This window comes from Sphingobacterium sp. BIGb0165 (genome assembly GCF_024810095.1).
GTDB lineage: Bacteria > Bacteroidota > Bacteroidia > Sphingobacteriales > Sphingobacteriaceae > Sphingobacterium > Sphingobacterium detergens.
Genome location: NZ_JANUEB010000005.1, coordinates 391,968 through 415,562, shown reverse-complemented (window position 1 = coordinate 415,562; position 23,595 = coordinate 391,968). Strand labels below are relative to the sequence as shown.

25 protein-coding genes, 1 pseudogene and 1 riboswitch are annotated in these 23,595 nt (G+C 41.6%); of the genes and pseudogenes, 13 read left to right on the top strand and 13 right to left on the bottom strand.

Annotated features, from left to right (window positions below; genetic code table 11):
• Positions 1 to 357: 357 nt before the first annotated feature.
• The 13 genes from M2408_RS13705 to M2408_RS13645 all read left to right on the top strand — a co-directional run bounded on the left by M2408_RS13705 (position 358) and on the right by M2408_RS13645 (position 11,925).
• The gene (locus M2408_RS13705; protein ID WP_259182701.1) at positions 358 to 984 is read left to right on the top strand and encodes a Crp/Fnr family transcriptional regulator; all 627 of its coding nucleotides are present in this window, start codon (positions 358 to 360) and stop codon (positions 982 to 984) included.
• Between the two features lie 153 nt (positions 985 to 1,137).
• The gene (locus tag M2408_RS13700) at positions 1,138 to 1,986 is read left to right on the top strand and encodes an NAD(P)-dependent oxidoreductase (RefSeq protein ID WP_259182699.1); all 849 of its coding nucleotides are present in this window, start codon (positions 1,138 to 1,140) and stop codon (positions 1,984 to 1,986) included.
• Between the two features lie 101 nt (positions 1,987 to 2,087).
• A complete protein-coding gene (locus tag M2408_RS13695) occupies positions 2,088 to 2,831 on the top strand; it encodes a dienelactone hydrolase family protein (RefSeq protein ID WP_259182698.1) in 744 nt (247 codons plus the stop codon).
• A 133-nt stretch (positions 2,832 to 2,964) separates the two neighbouring features.
• Positions 2,965 to 4,128 carry a hypothetical protein gene (locus M2408_RS13690; protein WP_259182696.1) on the top strand — a complete coding sequence of 388 codons (1,164 nt, stop codon included), beginning with the start codon at positions 2,965 to 2,967 and terminating at the stop codon, positions 4,126 to 4,128.
• Positions 4,129 to 4,181: 53 nt separating this feature from the next.
• Entirely contained in the window at positions 4,182 to 5,021 is an 840-nt protein-coding gene (locus M2408_RS13685; protein ID WP_259182693.1) for a VanW family protein, read from the top strand.
• Between the two features lie 161 nt (positions 5,022 to 5,182).
• Positions 5,183 to 5,839 (top strand): hypothetical protein, encoded by a 657-nt coding sequence (locus M2408_RS13680; protein ID WP_259182692.1) that lies wholly within the window; start codon positions 5,183 to 5,185, stop codon positions 5,837 to 5,839.
• A gap of 109 nt (positions 5,840 to 5,948) precedes the next feature.
• Positions 5,949 to 6,041, top strand: a riboswitch (TPP riboswitch).
• 79 nt (positions 6,042 to 6,120) lie between these two features.
• Positions 6,121 to 6,924 (top strand): hydroxyethylthiazole kinase, encoded by an 804-nt coding sequence (gene thiM / locus M2408_RS13675; RefSeq protein WP_259182690.1) that lies wholly within the window; start codon positions 6,121 to 6,123, stop codon positions 6,922 to 6,924.
• Positions 6,911 to 7,546 carry a thiamine phosphate synthase gene (gene thiE, locus M2408_RS13670; RefSeq protein ID WP_259182688.1) on the top strand — a complete coding sequence of 212 codons (636 nt, stop codon included), beginning with the start codon at positions 6,911 to 6,913 and terminating at the stop codon, positions 7,544 to 7,546. The genes thiM and thiE overlap by 14 nt, the downstream gene beginning before the upstream one ends.
• A complete protein-coding gene (gene thiD, locus M2408_RS13665) occupies positions 7,543 to 8,385 on the top strand; it encodes a bifunctional hydroxymethylpyrimidine kinase/phosphomethylpyrimidine kinase (RefSeq protein WP_259182686.1) in 843 nt (280 codons plus the stop codon). The genes thiE and thiD overlap by 4 nt, the downstream gene beginning before the upstream one ends.
• Positions 8,369 to 9,022: a thiaminase II gene (tenA, locus tag M2408_RS13660; protein WP_259182683.1), complete on the top strand. Its 654-nt coding sequence runs from the start codon at positions 8,369 to 8,371 to the stop codon at positions 9,020 to 9,022. Before thiD ends, tenA begins: the two co-directional genes overlap by 17 nt.
• A gap of 225 nt (positions 9,023 to 9,247) precedes the next feature.
• Positions 9,248 to 9,991, top strand: coding sequence for a DUF2807 domain-containing protein (locus M2408_RS13655; protein ID WP_259182681.1), 744 nt, complete (start codon positions 9,248 to 9,250; stop codon positions 9,989 to 9,991).
• Positions 9,992 to 10,217: 226 nt separating this feature from the next.
• Positions 10,218 to 10,748, top strand: coding sequence for a DUF1572 domain-containing protein (locus M2408_RS13650; protein WP_259182679.1), 531 nt, complete (start codon positions 10,218 to 10,220; stop codon positions 10,746 to 10,748).
• Positions 10,749 to 11,037: 289 nt separating this feature from the next.
• Entirely contained in the window at positions 11,038 to 11,925 is an 888-nt protein-coding gene (locus tag M2408_RS13645; RefSeq protein ID WP_120258486.1) for an AraC family transcriptional regulator, read from the top strand.
• Here the strand turns inward: M2408_RS13645 and M2408_RS13640 are convergent.
• The 13 genes and pseudogenes from M2408_RS13640 to M2408_RS13580 form a co-directional block, all read right to left on the bottom strand.
• On the bottom strand, positions 11,922 to 12,722 hold the full coding sequence (locus tag M2408_RS13640; RefSeq protein ID WP_259182675.1) for a DUF2490 domain-containing protein: 801 nt from the start codon (positions 12,720 to 12,722) through the stop codon (positions 11,922 to 11,924). The genes M2408_RS13645 and M2408_RS13640 overlap by 4 nt on opposite strands.
• 26 nt (positions 12,723 to 12,748) lie before the next feature.
• Positions 12,749 to 13,639: an urea transporter gene (locus tag M2408_RS13635; protein WP_259182673.1), complete on the bottom strand. Its 891-nt coding sequence runs from the start codon at positions 13,637 to 13,639 to the stop codon at positions 12,749 to 12,751.
• Positions 13,640 to 13,682: 43 nt separating this feature from the next.
• Positions 13,683 to 14,474, bottom strand: a complete 792-nt coding sequence (locus tag M2408_RS13630; protein WP_165306253.1) for an urease accessory protein UreD — start codon at positions 14,472 to 14,474, stop codon at positions 13,683 to 13,685.
• A 2-nt stretch (positions 14,475 to 14,476) separates the two neighbouring features.
• Positions 14,477 to 15,115 carry an urease accessory protein UreG gene (ureG, locus tag M2408_RS13625; RefSeq protein WP_259182668.1) on the bottom strand — a complete coding sequence of 213 codons (639 nt, stop codon included), beginning with the start codon at positions 15,113 to 15,115 and terminating at the stop codon, positions 14,477 to 14,479.
• An 11-nt stretch (positions 15,116 to 15,126) separates the two neighbouring features.
• Complete coding sequence (locus tag M2408_RS13620; protein ID WP_259182667.1) at positions 15,127 to 15,816, bottom strand: urease accessory protein UreF; 690 nt, start codon at positions 15,814 to 15,816, stop codon at positions 15,127 to 15,129.
• A gap of 13 nt (positions 15,817 to 15,829) precedes the next feature.
• Positions 15,830 to 16,375, bottom strand: a complete 546-nt coding sequence (locus M2408_RS13615) for an urease accessory protein UreE (protein ID WP_259182665.1) — start codon at positions 16,373 to 16,375, stop codon at positions 15,830 to 15,832.
• Between the two features lie 9 nt (positions 16,376 to 16,384).
• Entirely contained in the window at positions 16,385 to 16,969 is a 585-nt protein-coding gene (locus tag M2408_RS13610) for an outer membrane beta-barrel protein (RefSeq protein ID WP_259182662.1), read from the bottom strand.
• Positions 16,970 to 17,125: 156 nt separating this feature from the next.
• On the bottom strand, positions 17,126 to 18,847 hold the full coding sequence (gene ureC, locus M2408_RS13605) for an urease subunit alpha (RefSeq protein WP_259182660.1): 1,722 nt from the start codon (positions 18,845 to 18,847) through the stop codon (positions 17,126 to 17,128).
• Between the two features lie 65 nt (positions 18,848 to 18,912).
• Positions 18,913 to 19,218 (bottom strand): annotated as a pseudogene (gene ureB / locus M2408_RS13600) (urease subunit beta); the annotation flags it as partial.
• A gap of 18 nt (positions 19,219 to 19,236) precedes the next feature.
• On the bottom strand, positions 19,237 to 19,539 hold the full coding sequence (gene ureA / locus M2408_RS13595; protein ID WP_077435612.1) for an urease subunit gamma: 303 nt from the start codon (positions 19,537 to 19,539) through the stop codon (positions 19,237 to 19,239).
• Positions 19,540 to 19,693: 154 nt separating this feature from the next.
• A complete protein-coding gene (locus tag M2408_RS13590; protein ID WP_259182650.1) occupies positions 19,694 to 20,035 on the bottom strand; it encodes a hypothetical protein in 342 nt (113 codons plus the stop codon).
• 183 nt (positions 20,036 to 20,218) lie between these two features.
• A complete protein-coding gene (locus M2408_RS13585) occupies positions 20,219 to 22,657 on the bottom strand; it encodes a TonB-dependent receptor (RefSeq protein ID WP_259182648.1) in 2,439 nt (812 codons plus the stop codon).
• Between the two features lie 296 nt (positions 22,658 to 22,953).
• Positions 22,954 to 23,592 (bottom strand): GNAT family N-acetyltransferase, encoded by a 639-nt coding sequence (locus tag M2408_RS13580; RefSeq protein ID WP_259182647.1) that lies wholly within the window; start codon positions 23,590 to 23,592, stop codon positions 22,954 to 22,956.
• Positions 23,593 to 23,595 lie beyond the last annotated feature (3 nt).

Here is a 23,595-nt window from a genome sequence, read left to right as displayed (position 1 = left end):
TTTTTAACTAATTTTAACACTAGCACAACTGTAAACAGTCCGTTTATATTCACTTCGAATTTTAATCCTCCATAGGTTAAGCTTGATTTTAAGATCAAAACAGCAAATCAAAATTAAGCCCATTAATAGGAATACAACAAAAACATCGTTTTAATGGAAATATATCAAAAATAGTCAGAATAAAATTTTGTCTTCTTTGAATAAGTCAACACATTCTTTTATTTTCGTTTTTTTATCCCAGTATCTACCTGAGACACTCTTTATTACTACAGCAGAGCATAAGGTCTTTGCGTTTTCTAGTCAAACACAGCAGCCCTTAAGATCAAAATGGCTATATTTAAGTATTAATAAAAAACTATGTTGTCCATTGAACAAGCTTACGCAGGTGTTCTTGAACCTGCATTGATTGAAGAAATTATAAAGAACGCTCACATCAAAGCTTTCCGTGAAGGCGATCTCATCATCGATACCGACCAATACATCAGAGCAATGCCCCTATTGCTATCGGGAGCGATCAAAGTCGTCCGTGAGGATGAAGCCAGAGGCGAACTCCTACTATATTATCTTGAACAGGGACAGACCTGTACCATGTCTATCGCCTGTTGTCTGGGTAATAAAAAAAGTGAAATTCGTGCTCGGGCTGAAAAGGATACAACTGTAGCCATGATCCCCAATGAACAGGTCAATGACTGGATGGGAAAATACCCTTCCTGGCGGAATTTCATTATATCAAGCTATTCCAGCCGGATGAATGAAATGCTTCAGGCCGTAGATAATCTTGCTTTCTCCAATATGGAAGAACGTATCCTCAATTACCTAAAAGCTAAAGTAAATCTTACCAACGACCGAATTCTTACCCTTACTCATCAGGATATTGCATCCGATCTGAACACTTCCCGTGTTGTCGTCTCTCGAATCTTAAAAAAACTGGAGAATGAAGACAAAATCGTATTGCTCAGGAATGAGATCAGGGTATTGATTTAGCAACAAAAATAAATTCGTCTCCAGCGGATATAAAGCCTACCAAGGCAGATTTCAATACCCTCTGCTGTCGTCCTAGCTTTGTACCCCATAGATCCAAAAACATTTGTACCTTTATTGTGAGCAGAATGTTCAATTCACATGACACGATTTAATATGAAGACAGAAAACATAGGATTTATAGGATTAGGAAATATGGGGAATCCCATGGCAAAAAACCTTGAAAAAGCAGGTTTTCCGCTTGCCGTTTACAACAGAAACATCGCCAAAACGACAGACTTTGCAGCACAATCAACTGTTTATAGCGAAGTCACGAATCTGATCGAGTCCAGTGATGTGGTTTTCACCATGCTGACAAACGATGCCGCCGTCGAAGAAGTTTACAGTAAAATTCTTGAACAACCTATCAGCGGAAAATTATTTGTGGATATGAGTACCATCGCTCAGCATGTGAGTATCAATCTTGCCAATAAGCTAAAAGCAAAAGGCGCTGCATTTCTGGACGCTCCGGTCGCTGGAAGTACCAAACCTGCTGCCGAAGGTACATTGATCATTATGGTCGGCGGAGAACAGACCGACCTTGAACGTGCTAGACCTTACCTTGAAAAGATGGGAAAATCCATTAAACACCTTGGTGAAAATGGCAAAGGTATTGCCGCCAAACTAGCCATCAATTATTTTCTATCAATCATCTATCAAGGTTTGGCCGAAACCATCTTATTCTCCGATCAATTAGGGATTGAACGCAGTGAAATGCTAGAGATTATCAACGATAGTGCCAGCGGTAGCGGAGCAACAAAAGTAAAAACTCCTTTGCTCGTTGAAGGAAATTATACCGCAGCATTTGCGCTGGATCTGATGTTAAAAGATATCCGGTTGGCACAACAGGCGGGAGCCACCTATCCCCTACTTGGCACCTTGCTCGACACCTATCAAAAGGCACATGAAAACGGCTTGGGACAATTGGATGTGATCGGAATTATAGAGTCAATAAAACCATCCTGAGCCTAAATTTGTTTATAAAACACACGAAGTACTTTCACCGGAAACAGCGGTATTATCTTTAATCACACAGGCCATCTGACGGCTAAAAAAACTAAGAACAGATGAAAACAGCTTTGACATTTTTCCTATTAACTATCGTTACCATGAGCATGAAAGCACAGGAGTTAAAACAGGTATCCTATAAAGATGGAACACAGCAACTAAATGGGCTTATCACGTCCAATGCTAATAAAAAAGGGCCTGCGGTTCTTATTTTACCCGCCTGGAAAGGCATAGACAACGAGGCGAAACAAGCCGCTTTACAACTTGAAAAAGAAGGCTATATTGCTTTCATTGCCGATATCTATGGTGAAGGAAATATCCCTACAGACAACACAGCGGCTTCGAAAATCGCCGGCCATTATAAAGCAGACTACAAGGCCTATCAGCAGCGCATTGCGGCTGCGCTAAAACAATTGAAGGAATCTGGAGCTGATCCCGAAAAAATTGCAGTAATCGGTTACTGCTTTGGCGGAACCGGAGCACTGGAAACAGCACGCGCTGGTTTTCCTGTCGCAGCTGTGGTCAGTATTCATGGTGGGCTCTCCAAATCAGTAGATAGACCTAATACAGCGATCAATGTGAAAGTATTGGTTGAGCATCCTGCCGCTGACAAAAGTGTATCAAAAGAAGATTATGATGGATTGGTTAAGGAACTTAATGAAGGAAAAGCGGACTGGCAGATCATCACCTATGCCAATTCTGGCCATACCTTTACCAATCCGGAATCACCAGAATATAACCCTGTCATGGCCAAACGTGCCTGGGAGCATACTTTATTATTCCTAAAAGAAGTACTAAACTAAAGTATATAAAGACAAAGCTTCCCCTATTCAAATGAACTGTCATTCCAGATCAATAGCGCTCCATCCGATCATTTTCCAGTTATTGGTACTCCTGTTCTGTACGACTGTAGCACGATCCCAAACGATAAAATCAATGGAAATCGGAGCGCCTACCCAGGCGATCCTGTTCGTTACCAATGAATCCGATAAATCAACAGATTTCTCGATGCGTCTCCATGATCAAAAGGCAAATGAAATTATTAGACAGGTTCCCTATAGTACCACCAAACTGTTGGTCTCAAAAACAGATGCCCAAAAATTTACTTTTGTTGTCAACAAGCGTAAGTGGACAGTGGATGTACCGACCCTCAAACAACGAAATGCCATGATCCTGTTTGATGGTCAGAGCCGACCAAAAGTGATCTATGAAAGTCAAAGCTATCTCCAGGCCGCAAAGCAAATATTAACAAACAATAAGCAGACAAGTACAGCTCAAAAAGCGCTTAAATACGGTGCAAAACTATTCTTCGATTCCATCGCAGCTATTCCGTTTAAACCATCCAAGCAATATGCTAAGGCCATCATTTCCCGATCCAATCTTCCGATCTACTCCACTCAGAAAAAAGGCAAATATGACGGAACTTATATTTCGCAGACTTTTACAGGGGAGAACCTCGAAAAACCCAGCGGAATTATAACAACCGTTTATCAGCAAGGCAAAGAACTCTCGGCAAACAATTTGTCTAATGGGGTCAACTATTACACCAAATATTTTTACAACAAATGGGGATTAATCGATTCGATACAACAGCTTCAAAACAGCAAATGGTCCTCTAGTACAATTTATCAATACTTACCGCATGCTATTCTCATTACCGATCCTGAGCGGCGAACCGCCTCCATCCATCATTTAAATGATCAATATCAAGTGGTCCGGGAGGAGTCCATTCATTTCGTTTACCAACGGATGCATTGGGTCGACCACCGTTACAATGAAAATGGGCAGCTTATTGAGGAAGCTTCAGGGCTAAATGACGCTATCGAAAAACGTACACTGTATTATTACGATAACCCAAAAGCAGACAATTTCTCTTCGTGGCAGGTATTTGACACGACGGGGAAGCTCACTGCCGAATCCAAAATAGCTGTGCAAGGCAACGAAAGCACCTACCTGTTTTATCGTGATGGTACATTGGAATTGAAAATAGTCTCAAAAGAACAGGGCGATTATCAATATGAGAGCACTGTATTTGATAAGCAGAATAAAATCACCTCTAAAACAATACAAACAAAGAAAAGTTCCTCCAATTCTCCATAATTAAAACGCGCAAACTGAAATAGAAGGAAGCAATAAACCATCATTTGTCATTAGTGAAAAAACGGAAATTAATAAGTCAACGTCACCCTTTGCTGTATTTTCTTGCTGTCTGGGCAAGAAGGACACAAAGAAAAGCCATTTGGTTACTGGATAATAAAAAGTACACAAAAACCAAATCTACAACAGCACTGCAGTACCGCATCAAAAAACACCAGTCCGTTTTATTAAAGAAGCTGGGAGAAAATAATATGCAGCTGCAGATCAATAAAGTGACCAATCTAAAGATTGCAGCAAAGCAGATCAATGGTATACTGATCCAACCCGGTGAAACCTTTTCATTCTGTAAACTGGTCGGCCAGCCCACACAAAAGAAAGGCTATCTTCCGGGGATGGAATTGTCTTTCGGCGAAGCACGGGCAGGTACCGGTGGTGGGATCTGCCAGATCTCCAATCTGATCCATTGGCTTGTTATCCATAGCCCACTGACAGTCATGGAGCGTTATCACCATTCTTTTGATCCGTTTCCCGATGATGGGCGTGTATTACCTTTCGGAAGCGGTGCAACGGTATTTTACAACTATCGGGACTATCAGTTTACCAACAATACACCCTACACGTTTCAGATCAATCTCTGGTTTACCGAAAAATGTCTTGAAGGTGAACTAAGGATCGATCAGGAGCTTGATTTTGCCTATCACGTCATTGAAAAAGAGCATCAATTCCTTAAAATAGGAGATCAATTCTATCGAAAAAATGAAATTTGGCGGGAAAAATTCCTAAAATTTCAGGGTGGAAAGGTTGTTGATACGGAACTCCTGACGAAAAATTTTGCCCGCGTTACTTATACCCCACCTGACTATACGGAATTGCCAGCTGAAAATGAATATCGGTAAACTTACCAATAGTACACGAGTAGTCATTAGTAAAATGATCAAGTATGAAATCGCCGAAGGTAGCATGATCCGAGTAAACCGAACTCCTGAATAACCTGAAAATAAATATTTATGAATAATAACTTCATCTAAAATAATTGATGAACAAATAATTTATAGGGATGAAAAATAACATTGCACTATTTTCTATCGTAGTTTTAGTATCCTGTTCGGGAAATCAAGCAACAAAACATGCACACCGTGATGATGCGCATATTAAAACAAGTATTGAAGATAAACAATTCAACGAAGTCGGGGATTCACTTTTAGTAGCCTACGATTTTCCAGAAAAATGGTATAACGGAGTTTTCGATGAAGGTCATGCTATGTCAAAAAATGATTCTGTCATTCAACAAAAATTTGACAAGTTGGATTTCTTTGACAAAATTAACGGAAAAAAGAAGCTTGGAAATAATGCTGGAAAAGAATACCTGGAAACGAAAAAAAACGTAAAAATTGATTCAATTATTGAATTTGATTCCTCAAAAATAGGTCACAACAAATTGGTTTACATAAAATCATACAAAACTTTTTTAGATACTACATACGATTTCCCCCCGACGGAAAGAAGTGTCGATATTTTGTTTTATCATAACAATAAATTTCAAAAGAAAGCAAACGTGTATAAGGAGATTAATTACCCCTTCTCGGTCGACATCAAATTAGGGTACTTGAACAAAAATGGAATTTTGACAACTAAAAAATTTGAAATTGATGAAGAAAGCATAAACTATATTGGTACTAAGACTGAAGATTTAAACAAATTTCTCAAACAGTAATTTACGTCACTAAAGCCCTACTTCAGTCTAAGCCCCCGCAGTCATTTTTACTGTTCCCGGACCGAATAAAACACTGGTTATAAAAAGTCCTTTTTTTTGTCTAAATTTGATATGGCTTTGGGGGTATTCTGTATAGAATTGAGATAGTCCCTTCGAACCTGATTCGGTTTATACCGGCGTAGGGAAAAGCAACCGCTTACGTATATTACAATATACCGGACAGCCCATCTGTCTCATTTCTTCCTGACAAAGCCACCAACAAACATAGCGAACAAAAAGGAATGGAAGATTTAATTATCGATCTGTTAGCACAGGTCAGACGACAAAAACCACTTGTACATAATATTACGAATTTGGTGGTGATGAATAGCACCGCCAATGCGCTCCTTGCTCTTGGAGCTTCCCCAGTCATGGTTCACAGTCCATCCGAAGTGCGCGAGGTTGTTGATCTTGCCCAGTCGTTGGTACTTAACATCGGCACATTGAGTGAACTTACCGCCGAGTCCATGCTTGTTGCAGCGGAACATGCCAATAACATTGGCCGCCCTTGGGTATTGGATCCTGTGGGTGCGGGAATATCCGCTTTTCGCAATGACTTATTGGCAAACCTCCTGGAGTTAAAGCCAACTGTGATACGGGGAAATGCATCAGAGATCATGAGCCTCTACAATTTCAACGAGGTCAATACCAAAGGTGTAGACAGCACCGCAGATAGCAAAGCAGCTATCGGCTTTGGTAAAGCATTACAAGAACAATTGGGATCTATCATCTGCATCTCCGGAAAGGTAGACTATATCCTGTCCGAACAGCATACCGCTGAGGTGCACAATGGACACCCCTTGATGACCCAGGTTACCGGACTTGGCTGTAGCGCAACTGCACTCATCGGTGCATTTTTAGCAGTCACAGACCATCCTTTTGAAGCAGCGACCGCCGGTGTCTCCCTTTTGAGCTTAGCAGGTGAGCTGGCTACAGCGCGATCCGCTGGTCCGGGTTCCTTACAGATGAATCTCTATGATGAACTCTATCTGCTGAATGAAGAGCGTATCCGCATGCATCTCAACTTGAAGCATGATGGCAATTAATCCCCTGTTTCCTTACCCCTTGTATCTGGTTATCTCCGAACAGGACTGCTACCCACAATCTTGGCTCCATGTTGCCGAAGAAGCCATAATCGGTGGTGTAGATATTATTCAGTTACGCGAAAAGAACGAAACGCCGACAGGGTTTCTGGAAAAAGCCAAGAAGCTAAAGCAGATTACCGACCGTTACGGAATCCCTTTAATCATCAATGATGCTGTGGATATTGCGATTGAAATCGAGGCATGGGGGGTACATGTCGGACAGAACGATCGTCAACCTATAGAAATAAGGGAAAAATATGGAAAGCGTCTTCAAATTGGCTGGTCGCTTGAAGATAGGACACAACTTGACAGCAAACAGATGGCCGCTGTAGACCATCTTGGAGTCAGCCCAATTTTTCCAACAAAAACAAAAACAGACACCATTACAACCTGGGGAATCAGTGGACTGGGTGAGCTACGGAATTTAACCGAAAAGCCCTTGATCGCCATCGGAGGCATGAACCTGGATACCAGCGCAAGTGCCTGGCTGTCTGGCGCAGATTCCATTGCGGTCGTATCGGCAATTTGCCAAAGTAAAAATCCAAGAGAGCGTAGCGCTCAATTAAAAGAATTATTAACATGAACATAACGAAAAAATATACAGTGCCCACCGTCCTGAGTATTGCCGGTTTTGATGGCAGTGGCGGAGCCGGTATCCAAGCCGATACGAAAACTATATCAGCCCTTGGATGTTATGCCATGAACGTCTTAACGGCATTACCAGTGCAAAACACACAGGGGGTGCGGAATATTTACGAGATACCGACCCAAGCAGTGCGTGAGCAACTGGATGCGATCTTCGATGATATTTATCCCGATGCGATCAAAATCGGGATGGTTCATAACATTGAGCTTGTCGAACTGATCAGCAGCTATTTGAAAGATTACCGCGGAACAATTGTATTTGACCCCGTGATGGTGTCAACAAGTGGTCACAAATTGATCCATGATGACACAATACAGGCATGTATGGACTTGCTTTTTCCACAAGCGACGATTATCACTCCCAACCTGGATGAAGTCAGTGTACTTGTTGGACGAACTATAGCTGAGGTCCAAGAAATGGAAAAAGCGGGTATTGAACTTCTTGAAAAAGGATGTCAGTCAGTCCTTATTAAAGGCGGACACCTCCAGACAAGCGAGCTCACCTCCCTCCTCTTTCAGCAACATGCATCACCTTTGGTATTTAAATCACAAAAAATTGACAGTAAAAATACACATGGATCCGGCTGCTCTCTTTCTTCAGCAATAGCGAGCCTGTTGGCGCAGCAATTCCCTCTTGCTGAGGCTGTCGCTACTGCTTTAGATTATGTCCACGACGCAATTAAGGCAAGCAAAGACCTCGTTATTGGCAAAGGAAATGGGCCACTTAATCATTTCCACAACCCTTCTAAACTTATTTTTCATGAAATGGAGCGATAAAGCCTGGGATGCTATAAGACCAATTTATGCTGATATCTTAGCAATGCCTTTTATTTCCGAACTGAGCAATGGCAGTCTACTGCTGGAAAAATTTCAATTCTATATGCGCCAGGATGCTTTCTACCTGGAGGAATTTGGACGTGTTTTAGCTTTTATCGGCGCAAAGAGTGCAGACAATCAACAAGCCCTGGATTATTTTGAATTTGGACGCAATGCACTTATCGTCGAAAAAGCGCTTCATGAAGACTATTTTAAAGAATTTGGTCTGGACCCGAAAGACGACAACAAGATAGAACCCGTTTGCCACCATTACGTGCATTTTTTAAAAAGTGTAACCGCCTTTGAACCTATTGAAGTCGCTATGGCTGCGACTTTACCCTGCTTTTGGATTTATAAAGAAGTTGGCGACCACATCGTTTCGATCGCCAGTGGCGACCAAAACCCCTACTCCAAATGGATCGAGACCTATAGTGGTGAGGACTTCGCCGAGGGCGTGAACAAAGCCAAAAATTACGTCGATCAAATTTCTGAACAAACTACTGCAACAAATCGGGAGAAAATGCGACAAGTATTTATAACAGCTTCCCGATTGGAATATCATTTCTGGCAGGCAGCTTACGAAAAAAGAATGTGGTAACCACAAAAACAACAGTTAAATTGTTCGATAGCGAACACCAGTTGTTCAAAAATGGGCAATAGGAGAAAACGTCTAAAAGTAAAAAAAGATGTTTATCAGCTATTTACATGGTTTTTAAATTTTGGCACCACTATTATATATGTAAGAAAGGAAATGAGGCTGTTTTTCGAAATTAAAATAAAAATTATTATAGCATAGAATTAAAAACTACTAATAGACAAAACCATGAAAAGAATTTTAACCATCGCCTTTATTTCATTTTTATACGTGGCTCAAGCCCAAGAACGTGAAACCCGCAAGATTTCCGCTCTGGATGGTATCTCAACGGCGACATCGCTACGTGTAGACTATGTTCAATCCAATCGCAATGAAGTTGTTGTTGAAGCTGACAATGCAGAGCACCTATCGCTGATAGAGACAAATGTTAAAAATGGCATATTACATGTACAATATAAACGGAATTCACAGATCAGAAATGCAAGAAACAACCGTGTAACAGTATATTCGAGTAAAATTCCGACAAGTTTTTCGGCCTCATCCAGTGGCTCGATTTTCACCAACGAAACCATCAAAGCAAGCAAAATTTCTGTCAACGTTTCTTCATCAGCCAGAATTACACTTAAAAAATTAATTGCCGATGATATTTCACTTTCGACAAGTTCCTCGAGTAGGTTAACGGCTGATGTAAGTGCAAAGAATCTAACGGTAAATTCAACAAGTTCGTCAAGACAGGAAATTGCAGGAAGTGCGACGAATCTGGATTTAAATGCCAACTCCTCTACTTCAGTGGACATGGCTTCCTTTACAACAACCAATGCGGAGGTCAATGCCAGCACATCAGCCGGTGTTACCTTAAGTGTTAAGGATAATCTACACGGTAAAGTTTCTACCTCGGCAAAGATCTCCTTAAAAAATCAGCCACGAAATGTCCAAGTTGACAAATCGACAAGTGGCCGAGTCGTTATGTAATTTTAGTTTAGGTCTTTAAAAAAGACTGTTTATTTATGTTTAATGTTTAGTTAGCTAAAGGTGGCACCCTCCCCAATGCCACCTTTTTTCTCCCTCCCCTCATCGGCCAGAAAATGGACTAGGCTATCCCTCCAACAGCCTGTTATCAGGAGCCAATTCACCGGATATCATCTGATATTTTCGTATCTTGTGCTAAGAAACACAAGCACACATAACACACAATCCAATGGATAATTTTTTAGCAAGTAGTCTCAAGCAATTTCGGGAATTCAAATCTTTGGGAGACAAGACCTTCGCTCAATTGAGTGATGAGCAATTGTTCTGGCAATTCAACCCGTCTAGCAACAGTATTGCCCTCATTGTGAAACACCTCCATGGGAACATGCTTTCGCGTTGGACAGACTTTCTATATTCGGACGGTGAAAAAGAGCGTAGAGACCGCGATATGGAATTCGAAAATACCGAAATGAGCAGAGCGCAACTGATCGCACAGTGGAACGAAGGTTGGGATTGTTTATTTCAAGCACTTGAATCTTTAAATGAGCAAGACCTGACCAAAACAATCTTTATCCGGGGAGAAGGACATACCGTATTGGCAGCCATCCACCGCCAACTTGCACACTACCCCTATCACGTCGGCCAGATCGTTTACATCGGAAAAATGTGCCAGGATGAGCAATGGACTTCGCTATCCATTCCAAAAGGAAAATCTGCAGATTTTAACCAGGAAAAATTTGGTCAAAGCAAAAAAGTATAACTTATAGCGATCGACTATCGTCGCCCAATCTACAATTGGGCAGCGTTGTCGTCTAATTTTTTCAATTGCAATCGTATACGACAAATCCGTTTAAAACGTTACATGGAAGGTGCTGTTTTAAGTGTTCTTTAGCAAAGAATTGATTATATTTGTGTGATCTACCGTTACTAATTCCTTTACGATTCAATCCCATGGGAATTAGCTTGTTTAGGTTTGCAAAACAAATAGCAAGTGCAGGAAGCTCATTGATCTACTTGAGCATAGACAGGTAATTTATAATTATTTAAAGATGAAAAATTCGATTAAGATCATCAACAATTACGAGTATAAAAAGTTATTCTTACCTGATGTTTCTGAACATAATCTATTTAATGAAAGTAAAATCCAGGTTTATCGAATTGAAAATTATCTCCGGAGCATCTTAATGCCGGTCATTCCCTATCGTACTACATTCAATTTTCTAATTTTCGTAACGAAAGGTTCCCTTACTCAACATCTGGAATCAGCTTCCTATACGCTGACTGAACACCAAGTCATCAATATCAAGCAAGGGAATATCACCGCAACATTGGCGATATCAGACGATGTCGAAGGTTTTTTTGTGGTTTATGAAAACGAAATTGTCACTGATATCGAACTTGGGATCAATGACATCAAATTTTTCAATTCCCATCCCTTCACTACATTAAAGCCGCATGTTGCCCATTGGATTCAGCAAATGCTGATTCTTTTGGAGGAAGAGCTATTTACCGAAGGTCGCGTGATGGAGGTATGCATCTCGATGATGCAGTGCATCTTATTGAAGGTCATAAAATCGGATATAGAAACCAAGGCACCGATGAGCAGACAGTTGGATATTGCATTTCGCTTTCGTGAATATGTCCAAAAGTTCCATATTGACCATAAAAATGTATTGTTTTACGCCAATCTATTGCATATCTCCGAAAACTACCTGAACAAATGTGTGAAGGAGGCAACCAATAAGCCACCCAAGCAATGGATTACTGAAATCAGCATCTTGCATAGCCAGATCCTCTTGCAGGACGCTACGAGAGATATTGCGGGGATAGCTTTCGAATTGAAGTTCCAATCGCCCTCCTATTTTACCAGACTATTTAAAAAAATCACCGGGTATTCACCCAGTGATTATCGAAAACATAAGTTTATGGCAGACTAATGTTTATGGTAAGGCAGGTTCCAAATGAGATCGACCGCCAGATAATGCACGCCAAAATCCACTTGATCATAGCCTTTGATCAGATCATTCATGTAGCCTACATCCAGTCGTAAAGGCGTCTTTGGGATATCTGTCATATAGTAAAAGCCCAAACGTGTTTCCTTGTAACCAAAGCTCGACCAAGCATCCGGTTCATTCAGTTTACTGATCGCAAAAAGACCTTCGGCACTCAGTGCCAGTTCCTGCTTATTTTTATCGGATATTTTAAAATTCACCTGCGACTTCAGTCGCGTTCTAAACTGAAAATTCTCTTCTGCTTTGTGAAAGTCTGCAGTAAAAAATTTCCGGAACTCCTGCCGCAGTGTATTTTTCCATTTCCAGCGCTCAGCCAGCTTAAGGGTATATGCATAACGTCCATACAATCGGAATTCCTGTTCAACTCCTTCATTGTGGTAGGGTGCTGTTTCATCATATACATTTTGACGCCTGTAGCTCAGCGCATAACTATATTGCTGATTTGGTGCAAATTTGTGATAGACCTCATGATTCAACACCCAGATGGCCTGTTTATGAAAAGGATTGGAGTCGTCGGGTGTACTTTTGGTTCCCAGGCCGATATAGGTCAGTGCTTCCTTTGTTCCGGCACTGTCCAACTTGCGTCGCAGGCCCAACACCGACCAGGAGGCCGTTTTGGCTTTACCAAGCCCCGGCGGACTTACCTGCCCATATACGGTATTTATTTGAATTCCCAATAAGATTATTATTGGGAATAGATTTATTAAACGAAATTTCAACATCAGATAAAATTTTAGTAAAAAAAAGACTAGGAAGTCTCCGCTGTCGCAGAAAATTTAGCCACCAACCAATTGTCCAGTCGTTTGACAGGCTCCATTGCCCACATCGCGACCACAAAAGGAAACGTTAGGGTCGTCCAACCATTGTGGATCAGGAAATGGTCAAAATAGGTTGCTATAATAACTGCAATGAGTACATAAATACCATCTCTGACGCGTTGACCGCTCAAAGCAATCCCACATAAAACTGCGTTGAAGCTAAAGATCCCGTTATTGGTCATATCGGTTGATTCATGGCCATGATGCGATATATAAACGCTAATAATTACAGCTGCAGAAGCATATAACGCCGCAATTGGTTTACTGATAAAAACACCTATGAAAAAGATCAGTCCCGCAACTAAGCTACCCTGAAAGATAACCTGACCAAAGGCATGTCCTTCAATAAGGAAATCGTCCATTTCCTGAATATCCACAAAGTGCTCTGGAACGGTCCGTAAAGCCAATTCTGGAATACTCAATACATATAGCGCAATCCAGGTGATCATGATAAATGGAAACGTAAATACAGGAATATTTTTCTTCAGTGCAAAGCCCATTAAAATCGTGGTCAATGCAGAACCGATGATCAAGGCAGCCCATACCCAGATATTAGCCTGAAAATAAAAGACCAACGCAATCCCATATAGTGTGGCATTAAATCCAAAGAGCCCATCATTAATATGGTCCTCATCAAACTTCATCAATTTCGCTGTTATCTCCCCGACAAGATTCGCCAGTATCCCAGCAAATCCCATGAGTGCGGAATCATAAATAATAGCCCCAATAAACAGGACTCCAGTCCAGATGTTACCCTGTAACATAATCTGTCCAAATCCCTTAAAAACAGCTTTAACAAAAGCCAGGATGTTATTTTTCATTAGAATAATTTGTTATTTAAAAATTGTATTCAGTCCCCGTTATTTAATTCAGGAATAATTTTTCCCATAAAGCACTTTGCATCTCTTTAAAAAGAAGGTAAAGTTGCTCAGCACCATAACCCAGCACACGCACCATAAAACCATCGTGTTGCAAAGCACTGATACCAAAGGCAACATCCTTGGTTTCCCCATATTTCTCATAGAATGCTTCGATCCATTCATCTGGACTTAACCCGGCACTATTCAGATAGATCAGCGTCCCTTGATGTGTATATCCTTCCAGAATGCCCAATCCCTGAATGGGCATACGGTCGGGTTGTAACAGCACATTATCTTTTACAACCAGTCGACCATTCACATAACATTCCGTCAGGTTCTGAAAATGATTGTATTGAAATTCCTCCCCCGACATTTTCCTTCCACAGGTCACGATTTCACTCAGTAGTAGATGGCAATTGGAAGCAAGATGGATAATGTTGTGACTCAAAAAATGAGAGGAATGTTGAGGTACTACGGGGTGAGGAACATAGGAAAACACAGAATCTTCGCCCAAAGTCACCTGCATTGTCTGCGAAGAATGCCCCTTCATATGAAACAGACGCTGATAAGCCTGCGTCTGTAACTGCAACTTTGCTCCTGGCGCAATATCAATTTTGATCTGATGATCATCACCATCCAACAATCCCGGTGAGGAACTCATGATCATCAAATAAGCCGCATTGTCTTTTTGATATTGACCGACAGGGACAATGCGAAAAGGTTGAGTGACATAAGCATCCTTCATAAAGGATTTCCCTTCACGATGTGCTATTTTGACGGCTAAAGAACAAATCATAATTAACGAAGTAAATTAGGTTCTTCAATATCTTGAAGCAATGCATATTTCTTGATCCAGCCCACAATCTCTTCCAGACCATCGCCAGTTTTCAAATTGGAGAACAAAAATGGAGCACCTTTGCGCATCATACGGGCATCATGTTCCATGACCTCCAAACTCGCTCCCACATAAGGCGCCAAGTCTTTCTTGTTGATCAATAACAGATCCGAACGTGTAATCGCCGGACCACCTTTACGTGGCATTTTTTCACCCTCAGCGACATCAATTACGAAAATGGTGATATCTGCCAAATCTGGGCTATAGGTTGAAGTTAGATTGTCCCCCCCACTTTCGATCAAAATAAGTTCCAGATCGGGAAAACGGCTAGCCAGTTCGTCTACAGCTTCCAGATTCATACTCGCATCTTCACGTATCGCGGTATGTGGACAACCTCCTGTTTCAACACCGATAATACGTTCGCGGGGTAATAAGCTATTTTTCGCCATATATTCCGCATCTTCTTTGGTGTAGATATCATTTGTGATAACCGCCAGATCTAACTCATTTACCAGACGTCTGCTCAATCTTTCCAATAATGCTGTTTTGCCGGAACCCACAGGACCGCCGACACCGATCTTAACATATTTTCTATTTTCCATTGTATTTGATTTTAAGAGATATAAACCCTAGAATATAATCGTTCGTGTTGCATGCAGCGGATATCAAATCCGATATTGCACAGCCCCACTAAATTTCTTTCAACTGCTAAAGTCTCGTGACAGAGCTCAAGTATATCATCGTGCAGGTCAAAAAGAACATCCTGACCATCGAGCTGTCCGAGCGGCACGAGTTTCACGGCATTCGTCACCATGGTGATGGCCGCATTGTAATAAAAACCATGTAATGCTTCTTCCAAAGGAATTTCCAATATCGAAGCTAACATACCATACATCAAGCAATAGTGGCTATCCACTTCCTTTTTCTGAATCAATTTGCCCCAGGCAACAACAAAATCCTGTTGTTGATAACGGCTAAATATTTTGTAAATGCGTACGCCCAGTTTTTTACTGGCTTCCCGGATCTCTTTTGGACTCTTCAATGCTGTACACTCCTGATCCAAAGCGATCAATGCATTTAAATCCGCCGATGAGGTAGCCTCGTAGGCCAATTTCATCAAGGCAGCATCGTTATACTTTAAATTGTACCATAAATTATGGCGCACATATTTGTCAGTAGTTGCTTTATCACAGACTAAGCCTTGCTGCACATAGGTTTCCAGTCCATTTGAATGGGTAAATCCACCGATCGGTAGAGTCGGATCTGCGAGATGGAGCAACTTGCCCAGAAAAGTATTTTTCATTGACATAAATTATTTATTCATTATTTGTTGATGCGACCGCCGGCGCTGTACCATTATCCTCTTGTTCTTTAATGAACAGGGGAATATTTTTTGTCGAAAATTTCAACTTTTGATGATGCTTCGGGTCTACGTTTGCATGCAGTGGATTCAGCAGCTGATGCATACAGCATATAGGGTCAAATCCATTTTTGGTCAACCACTCGTACATGGAGCGTTCGTAAGGCATCAGCAATTCATTTGCCTCTACGAATAGAGGCAAATGTTTGTTTCCGATTTCACTGCTGACAAAAGCAATCTGAAGGAAATCAATTGCCATCACTTTGATAACTTCACAGGGTCTGATGATAACCACAACTATTTTTTCTTCATCTTCATACAAGATATCGCCGTCCTGCAAGCAGGAAGTATTGCCCAATAATTTTACAGCGATATTCATCCCCTCCGCTGTACGAAGACGTTGAATACGTTTGGTGGATTCATACCATTCAATCGATAGCAGATCATGACGCTTATTGGTCTGCTCGCAATTGATATTCCTTGTGATTTCTGTGATAATCATTTTCGTGCTTTAAAAAAATAGATTTTTTGACAATCCCAATCCCACAGTTGAGCCATTGATTCCCGTAATCACTTCGTGATCATTTGGAATAACAGCATCCTTGCCATGCTTCTTCTTGTAAGAGAGCTCCGCGACTTTTGCTTTCAAAGCCCAGCCTTTTCCAAGGTCAATACCCACCAACGGATACACTCTGAACAGGAAACCATTGTAGCTTCCATCCACCATGCCTCCGGATGCATTAACAACATGCTGGTCGCCCCAGATGTAATGTGCGTCCACTTGACCGATCAACATAAAATGTTCTCCTAACGGCCAGGTGTTGCTGTAGAATGGACCAACTTCATGGGAATGATCCGTAAAGTCAAGCGCCTTCGTATAGGCGTTGTTGAACCCATAATTTAACCCCACATTCATGTTGTCATTAAAAAAATAGCCTACACCCACTGGTGCTGCACTAAATTGGTGTCCAGCGGTGGTTTCATGGTAATTGAGCGAACCATACAGCATGATTCCGCCTTTTTGAGCAGAAGCCGATTGTATCGAAAAGCATGCTATTGCCAGACAACATCCCAAAAATGTTTTTAAATTTTTCATTGATATATCGTTGTTTTTAAGGGCAATAAAACGATCATGAGCCTTACTTTGCCCATTGATCATCAGCGCTACTTTGGGCTCATGACCGTTTTATTAATGTGTTTTTCATTTATAATGGCCTGATGCAAGATCAAGCCATGGTAGTCACCATTCAGATTAAAACAAGAAATACAACTGTCCTAAAGAAACGGTATCAACCGGCTGTGAACGCAAAATTTCTCCATCCAGACTTACTTCATAGTTCTCCGGATTAACGATAATTTCGGGTGTAGCATCGTTGTGGATCATATCTTTTTTGGAGATATTTCTACAGTTTTCTACAGGAAGTAAGCCTTTTGCTAAGCCATATTCCTCTTTAATACCGTTTTCGAATGAAATTTTGGAAACAAAGTTGAAGCAGGTATTATGAACAGCTTTTCCCAATCCGCCGAACATTGTACGTAAGATAATCGGTTGTGGTGTAGGAATGGATGCGTTTGCATCTCCCATTTTGGACGCGATGATCATACCGCCTTTGATAATCATTTCCGGTTTAGCACCAAACAAGGCTGGGCGCCAGATGACCATATCCGCGATTTTACCCGGTTCGATAGAACCTACGTATTTTGAGATACCATGTGCAATCGCTGGGTTGATTGTATATTTTGCGACATAACGACGTGCACGGAAGTTATCGTTGTTTTTTCCTTCGTCTTCAGGTAGCGGACCCACTTGTTTTCTCATTTTATCTGCTGTCTGCCAGGTACGTGTGATAACCTCACCTACACGACCCATTGCCTGTGAATCTGAGCTCATGATGCTGAATACACCACGATCTTGCAATACATCCTCAGCAGCGATTGTCTCCGGACGGATACGTGAATCGGCAAAAGCCACATCCTCAGGAATTTCCTTACTCAAGTGGTGACAAACCATCAACATATCCAAGTGCTCATCAATCGTATTTTTTGTAAATGGGCGTGTCGGATTTGTGGAAGCTGGCAATACATTTGGATACATTGCCGATTTGATGATATCCGGAGCGTGGCCACCACCGGCGCCTTCTGTATGGAAGGTATGAATTACACGACCGTTGATCGCCTGAATGGTATCTTCTAAGAAACCCGCTTCATTTAACGTATCGGTGTGAATGGCAACCTGTACATCGTATTTATCAGCTACCGTTAATGCTCTATCAATCGTTGCGGGTGTTGCTCCCCAGTCTTCGTGAATTTTAACCCCTAAAGCTCCGGCTTCAATCTGTTCAACAATGGGTTGTTCAGTCCCAACATTTCCTTTTCCAAAGAAGCCAAAGTTCATCGGTAGATCTTCCACCGCTTGCATCATACGACGGATATTCCATTTTCCTGGTGTTACGGTGGTTGCGTTTGTTCCGTCCGCTGGACCGGTACCACCGCCGATCATGGTGGTAATACCACTGTATAAGGCTGTTTCGACCTGTGTAGGGCTGATATAGTGAATGTGGGTATCTATACCACCCGGTGTTAGAATATAGCCAGATCCGCCATGCACTTCGGTAGAAGCACCAATAATCATATTTGGCGTAATGTTATCCATTGTGTCCGGATTTCCAGCACGGCCGACACCGACAATCTTACCATCCTTGATACCGATATCACCTTTCACAATTCCCCAGTGGTCAATCACAATAGCATCTGTGATCACCATGTCCAAGGTACCTTCATCACGTGTGTGAACAGAAGATTGACACATACCGTCACGTACGGTCTTACCACCACCAAATTTTGCTTCATCGCCATAATAAGCGTAGTCCTTTTCAACTTCGATAATGATATCGGTATCTCCTAAACGGATTTTATCGCCACTTGTCGGACCAAAGATGGCGCTATAATTTACTTTGCTAACTTTTAAACTCATGATACTCTGTTTTTAAAGCCTTGTTCTTTCACTTTTTTCATTGCATTTTCTTTCGCGACTTCGGTTTCGGTATCACCGTTTACCAAGTCGTTGTGCCCGTAGATTCTTCTGGCACCTGCATAAGGAACCAATTCTACATCTTTGGATTCCCCAGGCTCAAAACGCACCGCTGTACTTGCGATAATATTCAATCGCTTGCCAAAAGCTTTTGCACGGTCAAATTCCATCATCTTGTTTACTTCAAAGAAGTGAAAATGTGAACCTACCTGAATTGGTCTGTCTCCTGTGTTTGTTACGGTAATCGTCGTAACTTCTCTACCTTCATTACAGATGACATGGCCATCCGCTATAAAAAATTCTCCTGGAATCATAAATTATGTTTTTAACAATTATCGAATCGGATTATGAACGGTCACCAATTTGGTACCATCCGGAAAAGTCGCCTCAATCTGCACGTCGTGAATCATTTCGGGCACACCTTCCATGACATCTTCACGTGTCAATAATGTCGCGCCATACTGCATTAAATCAGCCACAGTACGGCCATCACGTGCGGCTTCCAAAAGCTCACTGCTGATCAATGCAATAGACTCCGGATAATTTAGTTTAAGTCCTCTAGCTCTACGTTTTTTCGCTAGTTCACCGGCAAGATGAAGCAATAGCTTCTCTGTCTCTCTAGGTAATAAATGCATATAAAATATTATTTAAATTGTTGTTATTTCAGTCGAAAACAAGTCAGTACAAGCCCTGACGACTTAAAAAAATCGTTCAAAAAACCTGATAAACGAAGCCCATAGCAAATGCTTACGGCATAGCGTTTCAGTTCTCAGCGTTGTAAGGAAAGGATTATCCCTGAAATGGGATCTTTAAACTTTGGAAAAGAATGTATTTTGGTGGTAGGACCAATCGATCCATGTAAGGTGTTCTGTTATTCCGCATGTTGAGACATACAGGATAGCAAAATATAAAAAGACAAATGTACACTACGGTCCAACCGAGGAGCTTACTCCATTCATCTTTTAAGTCGACCTGTTCACTGACATCATAAAGGTCATGATCGTGTACAGCGGCAACTACATTTTCCCGTTCGGGTTGATCAGCACCTTTGTCAATTTGTTTATGGGTGCTGGACAAACCGAGATAGGTACCCGAGGAATTATGAATTTTAAGCTGTTCAGAAATAGTCATTCCTTTCAGGAGCAGGACGCTCAAAAGAAAAACTAAAAAAACTAAACTATGCCTAATCATTGTATTCACAATCCTATTATTTGTTGTTCAAATTTACAACCAAAGCAGGCCACTTCACTAGTACAAATCTTGAATTAAATAGTCTAAATTTGTCGAAAAACCTGCTTTGATTGCTTTTTTTAATTAAAATGAATAACCAATTGAAACCATAATGTTTCTTGGTGCCCCTGCGAAGGCACGTGTATAGTCAAATCCCCCTAAAAAATAGTATTTATCAAATACATTGTTTAGGTTAAGCGCCATTTTCATGGCACCGATATGATAATAAGCCGCCGCATTAACTGTCGTATAAGAAGGCCATTGTCCCCAAAGGGCATTTCCTTCACTATCCTTCCCAATGCTATTGTCCATGCGTTTGCTATCAACATAATAAACACCAGTACCAAAGCCGAGTCCTTTTAAGGAAGTATTGGAGAATACATATTTTAACCAGGCGCTGGCCATATTTTTAGGTGCTCCCGGTAGTGCTTGTCCAACTTCAGAAGCAACAGAAGAGGCCTTCACTTCGGTATGGTTAAAAGTATAATTTGCCATCACCTGGAATTCTTTGGTCAGCTGCCCGCGGACATCCAGCTCCACTCCCCGTGACAATGCTTTTCCAGATTGTCTATACTCTGGCAATCCCGAGTCATTGATTGTTCCTGTCGCAATAAGCATATTTCTACGCTCGATCTGAAACAAGGAAAGATCCATTTGCAGCTGATCCTTAAAAAAGCCCGTTTTCAGCCCTGTTTCAATTTGAAAACTGCGTTCAGCTTCAAAAGCTTTGTCCGCACCATAGTCTTTATAGTTCTGGATAAAATTAGCGCCTACCGGTACAAAACCCTGCGAGTAGCTTGCGAAGTAATTAATCTGCTTGTTGATTCCATAAGTCAGACCAAAACGGGGCAATAAGGCATTTTGTGTAGCATGAAAGCGATTCTGTCCATCAATAGTTTCCGAAGAATAATGTTCATGCCGCAACCCCACAATTAATTTCAGACGATCCGCGATGCTGATCTGATCCTGTATGTATTTACCGGTCGTTTTATAGGGACTCAAAAAAGGATAAGCGACCTGTGTACGCCAGACGTAGTCGGTCAGATCATGTGTGGTATAGGTCGGGTTGTTCAGGTCAAAAGTCAATGGCACCACTTTGCCATCCAGAGTTTGCTGTCTGGCTTCCCGTAACTGATTTTCTTTGTCACCACGATACTGTGCAAAGTCGATCCCCGCTACGATATGGTGGTCAATTTTATCTCCTAGCAAATCCCATTTGATATATCCGACGACGTTGTCGGTATAATCACGGCCATGACGGTCAAAGAAACGCATATTCATGATGGTGTTATGTGGAGCATCCGCAAAAGTATTTAGCGTACGGTGCTCGTTGACATCTTCCTGATAGATGGATTTCATATAGCTCAGGTTCAGGCTCACATTTTCTGCCAGTCTTTGCGCCAATCGTCCACTAAATGAAAAAGTCTTGGAATTATAGAAATCAGAAGGCTGACTTAAAGTAAACGAACGTGGCAGGGCATAAAAGTTATTTTCCTTTATTCCCATTCCCCGATCCAGATAACCATTGAATTGATTGTATACCACATCGATGTCTACGGTTGTTCCTGCAGTGGGCTTAAATGTAAATGAGGGTGCGAGCATCAACCGTTTTTGACGGTTCACATCACGAAAGGTTTTGGTATCTTCATAGCCTGCATTGAAACGATAGAGAATTCGTTTTGCACTATCCAAGGGACCGCCGAGATCTACTGTTGTGCGCATCGTTTCAAAACTTCCAGCAGCAAAGCTGACATGACCTTTAAAATCTTCCAAAGGCTTTTTCGTCGTCATATTGATGGTGCCACCAGGTACGATGTCGCCAAATAGAGAAGCTCCAGGGCCTTTCAGCACCTCCAGGTTTTCGAGATTGATTGTTAGTGGGGAATTATAATAACTATTGCCGTAACCATAGCCCGAACGTAGACCGTTCACCAAACGGACTCCGGTTTCATAACCGCTTTTAAAACCACGGATCACCACATCATCATAAGATGAAGCCTCAGTGACACCTGCAAGGTCCTGCACCAGTGCCGCTGTTGTAAATGCTTGCTTATCTTCGATAAATTCCTTACTCAGTACAGCCACAGATTGTGGTAGGTCTTTCAGCTTTCCAGCGAACTTACCGCCCAACTCCATGTTATTTGTCAAATAGGAATTATTACGACGGCCGGTAACCAATACTTCATCCAAGGTCCGCCCTCCCTCTTCCATCATGAGTCGAATTCCTTTTTTCGGATTCCATGTAGTCTCATCAATAAGAATAAGTTGTGATTTATAGCCGATCGCTTCGGCACGCAATTGCACCGGAAAGGTTATCGCTGTAGTAAAAGCAAATTCGCCATTCGTGGCAGTACTGATCTTTTGTCCTTGGTTTTCAAGTGTCAAAGTCACTCCTGGAATTGGATTTCCGTTTTCATCCTGGATCTTCCCAAAAATCATAAAGCTCTGTTGGGCGTAAACAGCCACTGGTGTGACGGTACTTGTCAATAATGCGAAAGCGAGTGCTTTCATTGTGTTTTTCATCTGTATAAATTGTTTTTTCAATTGTGATGAAGCAATCAGATTTATTCATCGAGTGTATGTTTTATGCGGCAGTCATGAGCTCGCTTTGCTCGGTCTGAATAAATCATGATGGTTTCATCCGTATGTTGTTCATTAGTCAGATGGCACATACCCTGTTTAAAACTCACCTACGATGATCTTATTGAAATAAGATTCTAAACAGGGACAGTTCCTCTGGAATTATTTTTTATCTGCTATTGCTGATTTATTTTATTTCTTGCATTCAGCGTGAATTCAGTTCACAAAACTGAATAGCCTTATTTTGACAATTCCAGTTCCGCTGAACATTTGAGTTTACCAGGCTGCCCCAGCAGTAGTTCCATGTGAATTGTCGGAAAGCCCGATTCATCGCAGCATTCTTTGAGATAGAATCCTTGTTTTAACCAGAATTCATGGGCTCCCTCCAAAAAAGGATGGGTGTGTAAGTAAAGTCTTTCGACCGCTTTCTCCTTGGCCACCTTTGTCAATTGACGGAAAAGTGCTGTTCCAAGTCCAGAACGACGATAATCGGGGTCGACAAAAAGACGCGCGACCTCGACAGTCGTCCGGGCGTCTAAATCTAGATGCGGAAAACGATAGTCATAAGCGAGCATACCGATCACACCAACCAGTTTTCCGCTCTTGTCCCTTGCCTGTAGAAATGTTCCAGTTTGTCCATCCAGATACAGCTGTTTAAAGTCCAGCAAATCTCTGGGAATCTTTTGCGGGTCAAGCATGGGAAACAGCTGTTTCCGAAATTCAATAACATAAGGTAACACCGTTTCCAGATCCTGAACAGTGACTGTACTTATTGCGATATTTCTGATTGAATCTGTCCTTTGCATGCCTATTTTATTCATACTATTTTCGTTTTTAGCGTCCATACCGCCACTAGGATCTGTACCTTGTTCGCACATTGT